General features: G+C 73.0%; 12 protein-coding genes. 5 read left to right on the plus strand and 7 right to left on the minus strand.

Features of this window, described 5'->3' with window-relative positions; translation table 11 throughout:
* Positions 1 to 92: 92 nt before the first annotated feature.
* The 5 genes from Q7L73_RS20580 to Q7L73_RS20600 all read right to left on the minus strand — a co-directional run bounded on the left by Q7L73_RS20580 (position 93) and on the right by Q7L73_RS20600 (position 4,855).
* The gene (locus tag Q7L73_RS20580) at positions 93 to 881 is read right to left on the minus strand and encodes an alpha/beta fold hydrolase (protein WP_304691655.1); all 789 of its coding nucleotides are present in this window, start codon (positions 879 to 881) and stop codon (positions 93 to 95) included.
* A 27-nt stretch (positions 882 to 908) separates the two neighbouring features.
* Positions 909 to 1,400 (minus strand): DUF1269 domain-containing protein, encoded by a 492-nt coding sequence (locus Q7L73_RS20585; RefSeq protein ID WP_304691654.1) that lies wholly within the window; start codon positions 1,398 to 1,400, stop codon positions 909 to 911.
* An 89-nt stretch (positions 1,401 to 1,489) separates the two neighbouring features.
* Positions 1,490 to 2,227, minus strand: coding sequence for a hypothetical protein (locus Q7L73_RS20590; protein WP_304691653.1), 738 nt, complete (start codon positions 2,225 to 2,227; stop codon positions 1,490 to 1,492).
* An 85-nt stretch (positions 2,228 to 2,312) separates the two neighbouring features.
* Complete coding sequence (locus Q7L73_RS20595; RefSeq protein ID WP_304691652.1) at positions 2,313 to 3,455, minus strand: endonuclease/exonuclease/phosphatase family protein; 1,143 nt, start codon at positions 3,453 to 3,455, stop codon at positions 2,313 to 2,315.
* 62 nt (positions 3,456 to 3,517) lie between these two features.
* A complete protein-coding gene (locus tag Q7L73_RS20600; RefSeq protein ID WP_304691651.1) occupies positions 3,518 to 4,855 on the minus strand; it encodes a cytochrome P450 in 1,338 nt (445 codons plus the stop codon).
* Positions 4,856 to 5,003: 148 nt separating this feature from the next.
* Here Q7L73_RS20600 and Q7L73_RS20605 point away from each other — a divergent pair, with 148 nt between their 5' ends.
* Complete coding sequence (locus Q7L73_RS20605) at positions 5,004 to 5,384, plus strand: hypothetical protein (protein ID WP_304691650.1); 381 nt, start codon at positions 5,004 to 5,006, stop codon at positions 5,382 to 5,384.
* Here Q7L73_RS20605 and Q7L73_RS20610 read toward each other — a convergent pair.
* On the minus strand, positions 5,381 to 6,010 hold the full coding sequence (locus tag Q7L73_RS20610) for a response regulator transcription factor (RefSeq protein WP_304691649.1): 630 nt from the start codon (positions 6,008 to 6,010) through the stop codon (positions 5,381 to 5,383). The genes Q7L73_RS20605 and Q7L73_RS20610 overlap by 4 nt on opposite strands.
* The gene (locus Q7L73_RS20615) at positions 6,007 to 7,296 is read right to left on the minus strand and encodes a sensor histidine kinase (RefSeq protein ID WP_304691647.1); all 1,290 of its coding nucleotides are present in this window, start codon (positions 7,294 to 7,296) and stop codon (positions 6,007 to 6,009) included. Before Q7L73_RS20615 ends, Q7L73_RS20610 begins: the two co-directional genes overlap by 4 nt.
* 114 nt (positions 7,297 to 7,410) lie before the next feature.
* Here Q7L73_RS20615 and Q7L73_RS20620 point away from each other — a divergent pair, with 114 nt between their 5' ends.
* The 4 genes from Q7L73_RS20620 to Q7L73_RS20635 all read left to right on the plus strand — a co-directional run bounded on the left by Q7L73_RS20620 (position 7,411) and on the right by Q7L73_RS20635 (position 12,065).
* Positions 7,411 to 7,884, plus strand: coding sequence for a hypothetical protein (locus tag Q7L73_RS20620; protein WP_304691646.1), 474 nt, complete (start codon positions 7,411 to 7,413; stop codon positions 7,882 to 7,884).
* A gap of 91 nt (positions 7,885 to 7,975) precedes the next feature.
* Positions 7,976 to 8,434: a MarR family winged helix-turn-helix transcriptional regulator gene (locus Q7L73_RS20625; protein WP_304691645.1), complete on the plus strand. Its 459-nt coding sequence runs from the start codon at positions 7,976 to 7,978 to the stop codon at positions 8,432 to 8,434.
* Between the two features lie 40 nt (positions 8,435 to 8,474).
* Positions 8,475 to 9,728, plus strand: coding sequence for an MFS transporter (locus Q7L73_RS20630; protein WP_304691644.1), 1,254 nt, complete (start codon positions 8,475 to 8,477; stop codon positions 9,726 to 9,728).
* 186 nt (positions 9,729 to 9,914) lie between these two features.
* The gene (locus Q7L73_RS20635) at positions 9,915 to 12,065 is read left to right on the plus strand and encodes a hypothetical protein (RefSeq protein ID WP_304691643.1); all 2,151 of its coding nucleotides are present in this window, start codon (positions 9,915 to 9,917) and stop codon (positions 12,063 to 12,065) included.
* Positions 12,066 to 12,183: the final 118 nt, after the last annotated feature.

Here is a 12,183-nt window from a genome sequence, read left to right on the forward strand (position 1 = left end):
ACCTCGAGGTCCTGCGCGACCACCCGCTCACCACCCGCCGCTACTACCGGCGGATCGACTACTAGGACGCGCCCGGCGGCGCGGCGCGATCCTCAGCGGGTGAAGCCGAGGATCAGCTGCGCCGCCTCCAGCGGCACGTCGAGCTGGGGGCAGTGGCCGACACCGTCCAGCTCGACCCAGTCGGCCTGCGGCAGCCCCTCGCGGTAGCGGGCGGCCGCCGTCGGCCAGGCGAGGATCTTGTCCTCGTGGCCCCAGACGATCCGCAGCGGGCAGGCGATCCGCGACTGGTCCAGCGGCCAGCCGCCCGCGCGCGCCAGCTCGATCAGCGGCGCGACCGCGTCGCAGGCGTCGACGCCGCGGATCATGTGCGCGACCAGCTCGGCCGGCACGTGCTGCCAGTGCTCGGCGACGAGCGCGAGCGCCTGGCGGCGGCCGTCCTCGGTCGCCGCGATCGCGTCGGCGTGCGGCGCGATCTGCGCCAGCAGCGCCTTCATCTCGGTGAAGTGGTCGAGCGTCGCGAGGTAGGAGTCGTCGCCCTCGGCCCAGCCGCCGGCCGGCGCCAGCGCGACCGCGGTGCGCGCCCGGCCGCGCGCGGCCAGCTCCAGCGTCAGCCAGCCGCCGAGCGAGTTGCCGACGATGTGCGCCGTCTCCCAGCCGGCCTCGTCCATCAGCCGCTCGACGGCATCGGCGGCGAAGTCGATCGTCAGCGGCTGCGGCAGCGGCGGCCCGCCTGCGTGGCCGGGCAGCGCCGGCGCCAGCACCTCGTGCTGCGCCTCCAGCGCCGGCAGCACCAGCTCCCAGGTGCGCCACGTGTCGGTGAAGCCGTGGAGGGCGACCAGCGGCTCACCGCTGCCGCCGCGATGGAACGGGGTGAAGGCCATCGCGGCAGCGTAGTCGAGCGCGGCGGCCTAGCCCTCCGGCGCGAACGAGTCGCGCAGCGCCTGCTCGTCGCTCGCGGACAGGTTCGTCTGGATCAGCTCCGCATGCGTGCCCTGGAAGGCGTCGCGGACGCGGTCGACGACGGCGCCGGAGGTGAGCACGAAGAGGGCCGATCTGCCCGGTCTGATCTCGGCGCGGACTCTCTCGATGAAGTCCTTGTCGATGCCGACGTTGGCGAGCGAGCCGCCGAGCGCGCCAGCCGCCGCCCCGACCGCCAGCCCCAGCAGCGGCACGAAGAAGATCAAGCCGAAGAGGAAGCCCCAGAAGGCGCCGCCGAGCGCGCCCTCGCCGGTCAGGTCGGCGAGGTGGCGGGTCTTCGGCTTCTTCCTGCCCTCCTCCCACGTGACGGTGGCGGCGTCGTGGAGTTGGATCAGCTCCTGCTTCTGCAGCTGCTGCAACGTCGCGACGGCGCCCTCGGCGCCGGCGGCGGTGTCGAATCTCCAGACGGAGAGGGTGGCCATGTGACGGTCCTTTCGATCGTGACGACCGCGCGAGGCTCGCTGCCAGCGGGGTGACACCGCCTCACCCGGGGTGGGTGAGGCGCGCCGCCTCAGCCCTCGTGGGTGACGTCCAGCGTGCCGGTCACGAGCGTCTCGCTGGAGCCGGAGAAGCAGCCGACGCCGACCTCGTACTCCTCTCTGACCGGCTTGCCGCCGAAGCTGACCGGGGCGCTCGCGCCCGGCGCCGGGCGCAGCGTCGTGGCCCGGCGGCGCTCGCTGATCGCCGGCTGCAGGTCGGCGACCAGCTGGCCCCTGCTGAGGAAGACGACGTCGCCGAAGCCGCCTCTGTTGGTTCCGCTGGTCATCCAGTCGCCGTCGACGTGGCTCGGCTTCAGGTACTCGACGTCGACGACCTGCCGGTCGAGCACGACTCTCCTGCGCGATCTCGTCGTCAGCGTGCCGTCGCCGCCGGGCGTGCCGCTGCCGCTGAAGCTGTACTCGGTGAAGGTCGTCGCGGTCTCCGTGATCTCGCCCTTGTCGCCGAGCCCGGCGCACTTCGTTCTGATCGTCCCGGTGACGGTGATCGTGCCGCTGACGGAGTAGCGCAGGCCCTTTCTCGGCGGGTCGCGCGGGAGTCTCTGCTCGGGCGTCGGCGCGGCTCTTCTCTGCGCTCTTCTGTTCGCCGGCGGCTTTCTCTTCGCCGGCTTCGGCTTCGGCTTCTTCGGCTTCGCTCTGGCCTTGGCTCTCGCGGTCGCGGCGACGGGCTGCTGCGCGGTCGCGGCCGCGCTCAGCGGCAGTGCGGGCAGCAGCGCGGCGACGACGGCGCTGGTGAGGATCGATGGGCGCATGCGGCCACCGTCGCGCAGCCGCGCCGTCGCGACCAGCGCCGAACGGCCGAGCCACCTCGGCCGTTCGGCAGAGCCGTCCCTCGCCTTACGGCCGCAGCCGCAGCACGACGCCCGCGTGGTCGGACGGCCACAGCCGCCCGATCGGCGTCGCCGGGGTCCGGTTGAGCGGGTTGCGACCGGTCACCCAGCCCCACTGCACCGGCAGCGATCTGCCGTTCGCGGCGCGGCCGAAGACCATGTCGATGCGGTGGTTGAAGGCGGCCGCGGCGGCGGCCGGCGAGTCGTTCACCAGCTCGCTCAGCCCGGACGTGAAGCCGAGCGCGGCGGGCGCGAATCTGAGCCACTGGTCAGTAAAGCCGCCGGCGCCGGTGATCAGCAGGTACGGGTCCTGGTGCGCTCTCGACTCGCCCGGCTTTCTGCTCGTGTCGAGCGGGTCGGAGTTGCAGTCGCAGACGACGACGGTCGGCCTGCCGGTCGGCGCGGCCGGGCCGGCGAGCAGCTCCGCCGCCTGCGCGTAGGCGACGTCGGAGGAGACCGACTCGAGATGGGTGTTGACGAAGCGGAAGGCACGGCCGTCCGCGCTCACGTCCGCCCAGTCGTAGCCGCGGATGAACTCCAGTCTCTGGCCGGCGACGACGAGCGGGATCCGCGTCACGTAGTTGCCGCCGCCGCTGGCGCTGACGGTCACGCCGCTGCCGACGCGGCGCAGGATCGCGTCCCGCATCGTCAGCCGCACGTTCTGCAGCGAGCCGCCGAGCACGGCCGGGCCGGAGACGTCGGACTCCTGCTGCGCGTGGACGACCTCGTATCTGACGCCGATCGCCGCGAGGTCGCTCACGAGCGTGGTGAGGAAGTCGTAGTCGACGGTCGTCGCGGGCGTGCCGTCGAGCGGTCCGTGACGCCACAGCGCGACCTCCTGCAGGCCGATCAGGTCCGGCTGCGTCGCTGCGATCTCCAGCGCGAGCCGTCTCGACCGCAGTGGGAAGCTCGTCTGGTCGACGATCGCGCGCAGGGTCGTGTTGGCGGCGACGAACGCCGGGCCCTGCTGCTCCGGCGGCAGGCCCTGTATCGCCTCCAGCGGGCGCATGATGTCGCCGCCGAGATAGAGGTTGCGCGTCATCACGGTGACGCCGTCGGCGTGCGCGAGCGCCGGTGCGGCGGTCGCGAGCACGATCAGCGCGATGAGCGCGGCGACGATTCGCCGCGCGCGCAGGCGTGGGTCAGGCACGGGGTTCCCCTCCTCCGTCGATCTCGCAGGCGGCAGCCCCTGCGCCCCCTGCGCTCCGTTAATCAGACTAACGAAAGCGCGGGCGCTTGCGTGGGAACCTGCGCGCGGCGGCGGATCCGCGCCATCCCGCCGCCGGCCGGTGCCCACGCGACGCCGCGGAACTGCCACGGCTCGTCAGGCGCGCGGGTCGGCAGCAGCTCGACGTTGCTCAGCAGCACGCGCAGCACGACGTCCAGCTCCATGTGCGCGAAGGTCGCGCCGATGCAGCGGCGGATGCCGCCGCCGAAGGGGATCCACGAGTAGGTCTCGGGACGGGCGTTGAGGAAGCGGTCGGGGTCGAACACGTCCGGGTTGGGGAAGAGCCGCGGGTCGTAGTGCGTGAGGCCGGCGCTGAGGCCGATCAGCACGCCCTTCGGCAGCGTGTAGCCGCCGACCTCGTACGGTCTGCGCGTGTGGCGGCCGGCGAAGGCGATCACCGGTCGCATCCGCTGGACCTCGCGGATCGTCGCCTCGCGCAGCGCTCTGCCGCCGGCGTCGGCCTCCTCGACGAGGCGGGCGAGGACCGCCGGGTGGCGGCGCAGCCGCTCGACCGCCCACGCGAGCGTGTGCGCGGTCGTCTCGTGGCCGGCGGCGAGCATCGTCACGAGCTGGTCGCGGATCTCCTCGTTGGTCAGCTCGCTGCCGTCGCCGTGGCGCGCCTGGACCATCAGCGCGAGCACGTCCTGGCGCGCGGCGACCTGCGGGTCGGTGCGCGCGTCGTGGATGAGGTCGTCGAGGATCGCGTCGACCTGCGCGCGCAGGCGCAGGAAGCGGCCCCACGGGCTGAGCGGTCCCCAGTCTCTCTGCAGCCGCGGGAAGCGCGAGAGGCTCTGGCCCAGCTCGGTCCAGCGCGGCAGCAGCTGCTCCAGCCGCGCCATCCGCTCGCCGGAGGCGCCGAAGACGGTCTGCAATATCGCCTTCAACGTGATTCTCTGCATCGCCTCGGCGGTCGCGAACTCGACGTCCTCGGGCCACAGCGCGATCTGCTCGCGCGCGATCGCCTCGATCTGCGGCTCGTACGCTCTCATCCGCTGGCCCTTGAACGGCGGCAGCAGCAGCTTGCGCTGCTCCATGTGCTGCTCCTCGTCGATCCCGAGCAGCGAGTTGTTGCCGAGCACCTTGCGCAGCGGGCTCTGGCTGCCGGCGTGGAGCGTCTTCGGGTCGGCCATGAAGACCTGCTTGATCAGGTCCGGGTCCGAGAGCACGACGAGCCGCCCGAGGCCGGCCATGTTGACCGAGAAGATCGGCCCGTAGCGGCGCCGGTTGCGCTCCAGGAACGGGCGCTGGCGGGTCAACATGCCCACCGTCTGCAGCGCCTTCGGCATCCGCGGGCCGGGCGGCATCCCTCTGCTCGGGCTCATCGGTCGGTCGCTCCTCGCTGGCTCTCTCGGACTGGCTCGGGAACTGGCTGGTACGCCAGTGTACCGCGATCGGGCGCGGCTCGCGGCGGCTGCTGCGACGAAAGTCCCATTGCGAGGCGGACGCGGTCCGCGCCAGGGTTGGAGCTCGATGCATCGCCTCCTCGCCGCCCTCGTGCTCGCGCTTCTGCTCGCGACCGCCTCCGCCGCTCACGCCCGCGGTGGCGGCGGCGAGGCGCGCGCGAACGGCGTCTGCGGCCGCGGCGCCTCCGCCGAGCTGCGGCTGAAGGGCGACGACGGCGCGATCCGGGTCGAGCTGCGGATCAAGGGCCGCAGCCGCGGCGACCGCTGGCGCGTCGCGCTCGTGCACGAGCGGCGCGTCTCCTGGCGCGGCACGATCCGCGCCGGCGGCGGCGGCGAGGCGCGCCTGCGCCGCACCCTCCCCGACTACGCCGGCGCCGACGAGATCTCAGCGCTCGCGACTGGCCCGCGCGGCCTCAGCTGCCGCGCGACCGCGACGCTCGGCGGCTAGGAGGAGCGCCCCAGCCCGTGGCGCTCGGCCCACAGCGCCGCCTGGGTGCGGTCGGTCACGTCGAGCGCGCGGAAGATGCTGGTCAGGTGCGACTTGACGGTCTTCTCGCTGATCTCCAGGCGGCGGGCGATCAGCTTGTTCGGGAGGCCCTCGACGAGCAGCTCGAGCACCTCGCGCTCGCGCGCCGAGAGGGCCGCGAGCGGGTCGGGGGCGGAGCGGGCGGTGAGGATCGTGCGGGCGGCGCGCGGGTCGAGCGGGGACTCGCCGCGCGCGGCGGCGCGGATGCCCTCCGCGACCTGCTCGGCCTCGACGTCCTTGAGCAGGTAGCCGCAGGCGCCGGCCTCCAGCGCGCCGACGATCCGCGGGCGGTCGGAGAACGAGGTCAGCACCAGCACGGCCGTCGAGGGGCGCTCGGCGAGGATCCGGCGGGTCGCCTCGATCCCGTCCATCACCGGCATCTCCAGATCCATCAGGACGACGTCGGGCTCGACCTTCAAGGTCTGCTCCAGCGCCTCGGCGCCGTCGGAGGCGACGCCGACCAGCTCGATCCCGTCGAGCGCGCCGATCAGCCGCCCGAGGCCGTCGCGGATCACCCCGTGGTCGTCGGCCAGCAGGACGCGGATCATGTCGGCAGCTCCAGTTCGACGGCGGTTCCGGCGCCCGGCGCGGAGCGCACGTCCAGTCTTCCCCCGGCCCGCTCGGCGAGCCCCTCCAGCAGCGTCAGGCCGACGTGGCCGGCGGCCGCGCTGCGCTCGCGCGTCTGCGCGTCGAAACCGCTGCCGTCGTCGGACACGCGCAGTCGCACGCGCCCGTTCGCCGGCCGCGTGAGCGCGATCTCGACCCGTCTCGGCGCGCCGTGCTGGAGCGCGTTGCGGACCGCCTCGCGCGCCGTCCGGTAGAGCAGCGCGGCAGGCTCGGCGCCGGGCGAGGCGGCCTCTTCCTCGACGTCGAGCGACGTCGTCAGGCCCGCGGCCGCGAACGGGCTCAGCAGGTCGCTCAACGCCACCTCCAGCCCGGCCGCGTCGAGGTTGGGCGGATGGATCTCGACCAGCAGCGTGCGCAGGTCGCGGACGCCCTGGCGCAGCCGCGCGGTCGCGTCGTCGAGCACGTCGGCGTCGTCGGCGTCGCCGCGGGCGCGCGCCTCGGCTGCCAGCGGCGCGAGGCCGAAGGCGACGCCGGCGAGGTCCTGCACGACGCCGTCGTGGAGGTCGGCGGCGATCTGGCCGCGCTCGCGCGCGGAGGCCTCGATCGCGCTGGAGAGCAGCGCCTCGCGCTCACGGTGGTCGCGCTGCAGGCGCCGTTGCAGCGACCACGCGAACGGCAGCTGGAACAGCAGCAGCACGACCAGCCCGCCGAGCAGCGCCGGCGCGAAGGCGCGCAGCAGCCGCGAGCGGTCGGCGCTGATCGAGCTGAAGCGCTGGTAGATCTCGAACAGCACCTGCGTGCCGTTCGGCGTGCGGATCGTCGTGTGCGCCTCCAGCAGCTTGCCCTCCGGCCGCTCGTACCTGTTCTCCGGCCGCGACAGGTCGCTCAGCTCGGCCTCCGAGCCGCCGTGCTCGAACAGCTCGCGCTCGTCCGCGCCGAGCACGAATCTTCTGCCGATCAGCTGCGGGACGTCGGAGTAGAGGACGCTGCCGTCCTTGGTCCACAGCTTCACGCGCACGACCGAGCCGGTCAGCACCTGCCCGAGCACGAGGTCGTCGAGTCTCCGCAGCGCCGCTCTGTCGCCGGTCAGCACGCCGTCGCTCAGCCCCGCCGCCTCGACCACGCGCCCGGCCGCCTCGACCCGTTCGCGCGTGTCGTGCTCGGCCTCGTCGATCGCTATCTGCCGCAGCGCGAGGAAGCCGCCGCCGACGACCACCACGAGCGCCGCCAGGCTGCCGAGCATGAAGCGCAGGAACACGCGCTCCATCTTGCCGCTCCGGCGGTCAGCGCGCACGGCGATGGGACCTAAGTCCCATTGAGAACCCGACCGGCGCGGGCGCAGCATGACCGTCACTGCTTCCCGGCCACAGGAGTTCACGACATGCCCTTCAAGTTCGGTAGATACATGGTCCTCGGCGCGGTCCTCGCCGCGACTGCGGCGACCCCCGCCGTCGCGCTCGCCAAGCACGGCGCCGACGACGGCCCCGGCGATGACCGCGGCGGGCGTCAGGAGCAGGGCGACGACAACGGCGGCCGGCGCGATCGCGACCGCGACGAGAAGCGCGTCGCGGGCCGCTGCGACGGCCGCTCGACCAGCAAGCTGAAGGTCAAGCACGACGACGGCCGCATCGAGGCCGAGTTCGAGGTCGACCAGAACCGCAACGGCGTCACCTGGGGCGTCCAGCTGCGCCGCAACGGCCGCGTCGTCGTCTCGACCAGCGCGACCACGCGCGCGCCCTCCGGCTCCTTCAGCGTCGAGCGCAAGCTCGCCCGCGGCAGCGGCAGCAGCGACCGCATCTCCGCGCGCGCCGTCAGCCCGTCCGGCGAGGTCTGCAGCGCCGCCGCGACGCTCTGAGCAGCGGACGTCCGCACCCCGCTGAGGGGGTCGAACGTCCGAAGGTCCCCGTCGCGCGCTAGAATGCTTGCCGGCAAGCAAGTGTTTTGGCATGAGTGACACCTCGAACCCCGCATCGACCTCCGACCTCGCAGCGCAGTTGCGCCTCTCGCTCGGGCGGCTGTCGCGGCGGCTGCGCGACACCGCCGCCGGCCATGAGCTGACGCCGACGCAGATCTCGGTCCTCTTCATGGTCGTGCGGCGCGGGCCGCTCGGGCTCAAGCGGCTGGCCGAGCTGGAGGACCTCAACCCGACGATGCTCTCGCGCGTCGTCGCAGAGCTGGAGCGGCGCGGGCTGCTGACGCGCGCGCCCGACCCGGCCGACCGCCGCGCCGCCGTCGCCGCCGCCACCGGCGACGGCGTCGCGCTGCGCGAGCGGATCCAGCGCGAGCGGGCGCAGACGCTCGGCCGCGAGCTGGAGCGGCTGGACCCGCAGCAGCTCGCCGCGCTGGAAGCGGCGCTGCCGGTGCTCGACCAGCTCGGCGAGCAGCTCGCCGAGCGGCGCCGATGAGCGCGCCGCGAGAGGGCGCCCGCCGCGCGCGGGAGCGCCGATGAGCGCGCTCGCGCTCCGCACCCGCGCCGCTGCCGCCTTCCCGGCGCTGTCGATACCGAACTACCGCCGCTACCTGCGCGGCCAGTCGCTGTCGCTCGTCGGCACCTGGATGCAGATGACGGCGCAGTCGTGGCTGGTGCTGACGCTGAGCGACTCCAGCTCCGCGCTCGGGATCGTGATCGGCCTGCAGACGCTGCCGGTGCTGCTGCTCGGCCCCTACGGCGGCGTCGTCGCCGACCGCGTCGACAAGCGACGGCTGATGATCGCGCTGCAGACCGCGATGGGCCTGCAGGCGGCGGCGCTCGGGCTGCTGGCGCTGAGCGGCGTCGCGAGACTGTGGATGGTCGCCGCGCTGGCGCTGCTGCTCGGCCTCAACAACGCCTTCGAGAACCCGGCGCGGCAGTCGTTCATGCTGGAGCTGGTCGGCCGCGACAGCCTCCGCAACGCGGTCAGCCTCAACTCGACGCTCGTCAACGTCGCGCGCGTGATCGGGCCGGCGGTCGGCGGCGTGCTGATCGCGACCGTCGGCGTCGGCGTCTGCTTCCTGCTCAACGCCGTCAGCTTCGTCTTCGTCGTCGGCTCGCTGCTGCGACTGGACGCGACCGCGCTCGATCCGAGCCCGCCGATCGTCCGCGCGAAGGGCCAGTTGCGCGAGGGCCTGCGCTACGTCGCGAGCGATCCGCAGCTGGCCGTGCCGCTGCTGATGATGGCGATCGCCGGCGTGCTGACGTACGAGTTCCAGGTGACGCTGCCGGTGCTGGCGAAGGGCCCGCTCGACGCCGGCGCCGAGGGCTTCGGCCTGATGACGGCGGCGATGGGCGCCGGCGCGGTCGGCGGCGGGCTGTGGGTCGCGACGCGCGGCAGCACCGGGCTGCCGTCGCTGACCCGCGCCGCCGCGCTGTTCGGCGTCGTGATGGTGCTCGCGGCGCTGGCGCCGAGCCTGCCGCTGGCGCTGGTGGCGCTGGCGCTCGTCGGCTGGGCGATGGTGCAGTTCATGTCGACCGGCAACGCGACGCTGCAATTGGAGGCCGACCCGGCGATGCGAGGCCGCGTGATGTCGCTGTGGTTCGTCGCCTTCCAGGGCTCGACGCCGATCGGCGGCCCGCTCGTCGGCTGGGCGATGGGCTGGCTCGGCGCTCGCGCCGGCCTCGGCATCGGCGCGATCGGCTGCCTGCTGGCGGCGCTGCTGGGCCTGGCGGCGTGGAGACGCGCCGGCGTGCGCGGCGGCGCGGGCGCGCCGGCCGCGGTCTGATCCGCGTGAAGTTGCTGGTCTCTGGGACCAGCAACTTCACGGGGATGAGGTGAGGCTCTGGCAGAGGCAGGCCCTTGACACCGCTCGTCCGCTCAATTTAGAGTGGTCCTACCACCCGACCATAGGGCCGCGCCTGGCCGGGTGAGCGTGAGGAGAGATCGCGGCATCGACGAAGGGAGCCACGGGATGTCCGTCCCCGCGTGGCCTGGCGCGTGTCGCCGGGTCGCTGCTGCATGCGCGCTCGCGAGCGCCGCACTCGCACTCGCCGCCGCGCCGGGCGCGCATGCGGCCGAGCCGCCGAACCTCGCGCTGAGCGGCACCGCCAGCGCGTCGAGCGCGCTCGGCGGCTATCCGGTCGCGGCCGTCAACGACGGCAGACGCCAGACGACCGGCGGCTACTGGAACGACGCGACGCAGAACGTCTTCCCCGACTGGGTCCAGGTCAGCTGGCCGAGCGCGCAGCAGATCGGCAAGGTCGTCCTGCGGCTGCCGGCCCGCAGCCTGACCGCCGGCCAGCGGACGATGGCGAGACTGACGCTCCAGTACTGGGACGGCAGCGCCTGGCAGGCGATCAGAGCGACCAACGGCCAGCCCAACCCGGCGGTCGACTGGGTCACGCCGACGACCGCCACCGGCGACCAGGTCCGCCCGTACTACTTCGCCCCGCTCAGAACGACCGCAATCCGCGTCCTCTACGACGGCGGCAACAGCGACGGCTGGTCGTTCCTGGAGGAGCTGGAGGCCTACGACGCGACCCAGCTCGGCGACTACGACCGCGCGGCCGACTGGCTGCGCGGCGAGGCGACGCGGCTGGAGGAGGGCTCGCGCAAGACCGCCTTCGACGGCACGCGCATCTACACGCCCGACGGCACCGCCGCCTACAACGCGCTGTGGGTGCGCGACTGGCAGTACATGCTCGAGGGCCGGCCGCAGGGCGTCGGCGCCGCCGACGCGCGCGCGAACTTCATCTACCTCGTCAACAGACAGCGTTCCAGCGACGGCGCGATCCCCGACCGCGTGCAGGGCGACGGCACCGCCGTCTTCAACGTGATCGGGAGCGAGCCGCCGACCGACAACCCGCAGTTCCTCGTGCAGGCCGCGCACGAGTACTGGAAGTACAGCGGCGACCTGACGCTCTTCACCAGATACGCGTCGCAGCTGGAGAGAGGGATGGCGCAGGTCGGCTGGGACGCGACCAACAGCCTCGTCTGGATCGACCCGAGAAACCAGCACTCGCCGTACGGCTTCACCGACACGATCGGCAAGCACGGCGACGAGCTGTTCTCCTCGCTGCTGTGGTGGGAGGCGGCCGGCAACCTCGCCGAGCTGTACGCCGCCGCCGGCGACGCGAGAGCGTCGGCGACGTGGGCGGCGAAGGCCTCCGCGGTCAGAGTCGGCCTGCAGACGCTCTACGACAGAGCGAGCGGGATGTTCCTCGCCTCCTCGCTGACGACCAACCAGATCGACGTCTGGGGCAGCGCCTACGCGGTCGCGCTCGGCGTCACGACGAGCACGCAGGCCGACGCGATCGCGAACTGGCTCAAGAGCAACTACGAGGGCGTCGTCGAGAACGGCCAGCTGCGCCACCTGCCGGCGGGCGAGTACTGGAACAACGTGCTCGCCAGCTACCCGCTCGGGACCTACCAGAACGGCGCCTTCTGGGCGACGCCGGTCGGCTGGCTGATCGTCGCGCTCGACCGCGTCGACAGGGGCCTCGCGCGGCAGACGGCGATCGACCTCGTGACGTACTTCAGAGAGGTCGGGCCGTGGGAGGCCTCCAACGCCGCGCTCGGCTACGTCGGCGTCGGGCAGTATGTCGCGAGCGCGACGACCCCGCTGGCCGGGATCGATCAGGTCGACGGGCCGAACCTCGCGCTGAGCGCGACGGCGAGCGCGTCGAGCACCCACTCCTCTGGGGCGTATCCGGCCGGCGGCGTCAACGACGGTCACGTCGAGGAGGCGCTCGGCTACTGGAACGACGGCACGCAGAACGTCTTCCCCGACACCGTCCAGGTGACGTGGGCGAGCGCGAGAACGATCGACAAGGTCGTCCTGCGGATGCCGGTCGTCTCCTATCTGACGACGGCCGCGCGGACGCAGCCGAGACTGACCCTGCAGTACCTCGACGGCGCGACCTGGAGAGACGTCGCGCCGACCAACGGCCAGCCCAACCCGGTGACGGGCTGGGTCGTGCCGAGCAGAGCGACCGGTGAGGAGCAGCGGACGTTCCGCTTCGCGCCGCTGAGCACGACCGCGCTGCGGGTCCGCTTCGACGCCGGCAACGGCGACGGCTGGGCCTTCCTGGAAGAGCTGCAGGCGTTCCACACGGGCGCCTAGCGCCCCTCGCAGCACCCCGGATCGCCCGTCACGGCGGGCGATCCGGGCGCAGGACTTGACATGACCAACGGTCCACACGTAGGGTGGTACTACCACCGGGCCACTGAGATGGAGGAGA

It is taken from the genome of Conexibacter sp. CPCC 205762 (genome assembly GCF_030646155.1).
Classification (GTDB): domain Bacteria; phylum Actinomycetota; class Thermoleophilia; order Solirubrobacterales; family Solirubrobacteraceae; genus Conexibacter.

What these genes read in the sequence shown, in the direction of transcription:
- Q7L73_RS20580 (WP_304691655.1), bottom strand. Translation starts at nt 881, where the DNA reads ATGGCCTTCACCCCGTTCCATCGCGGCGGCAGCGGTGAGCCGCTGGTC.
- Q7L73_RS20585 (WP_304691654.1), bottom strand. Translation starts at nt 1,400, where the DNA reads ATGGCCACCCTCTCCGTCTGGAGATTCGACACCGCCGCCGGCGCCGAG.
- Q7L73_RS20590 (WP_304691653.1), bottom strand. Translation starts at nt 2,227, where the DNA reads ATGCGCCCATCGATCCTCACCAGCGCCGTCGTCGCCGCGCTGCTGCCC.
- Q7L73_RS20600 (WP_304691651.1), bottom strand. Translation starts at nt 4,855, where the DNA reads ATGAGCCCGAGCAGAGGGATGCCGCCCGGCCCGCGGATGCCGAAGGCG.
- Q7L73_RS20605 (WP_304691650.1), top strand. Translation starts at nt 5,004, where the DNA reads ATGCATCGCCTCCTCGCCGCCCTCGTGCTCGCGCTTCTGCTCGCGACC.
- Q7L73_RS20610 (WP_304691649.1), bottom strand. Translation starts at nt 6,010, where the DNA reads ATGATCCGCGTCCTGCTGGCCGACGACCACGGGGTGATCCGCGACGGC.
- Q7L73_RS20615 (WP_304691647.1), bottom strand. Translation starts at nt 7,296, where the DNA reads ATGGAGCGCGTGTTCCTGCGCTTCATGCTCGGCAGCCTGGCGGCGCTC.
- Q7L73_RS20620 (WP_304691646.1), top strand. Translation starts at nt 7,411, where the DNA reads ATGCCCTTCAAGTTCGGTAGATACATGGTCCTCGGCGCGGTCCTCGCC.
- Q7L73_RS20625 (WP_304691645.1), top strand. Translation starts at nt 7,976, where the DNA reads ATGAGTGACACCTCGAACCCCGCATCGACCTCCGACCTCGCAGCGCAG.
- Q7L73_RS20630 (WP_304691644.1), top strand. Translation starts at nt 8,475, where the DNA reads ATGAGCGCGCTCGCGCTCCGCACCCGCGCCGCTGCCGCCTTCCCGGCG.
- Q7L73_RS20635 (WP_304691643.1), top strand. Translation starts at nt 9,915, where the DNA reads ATGTCCGTCCCCGCGTGGCCTGGCGCGTGTCGCCGGGTCGCTGCTGCA.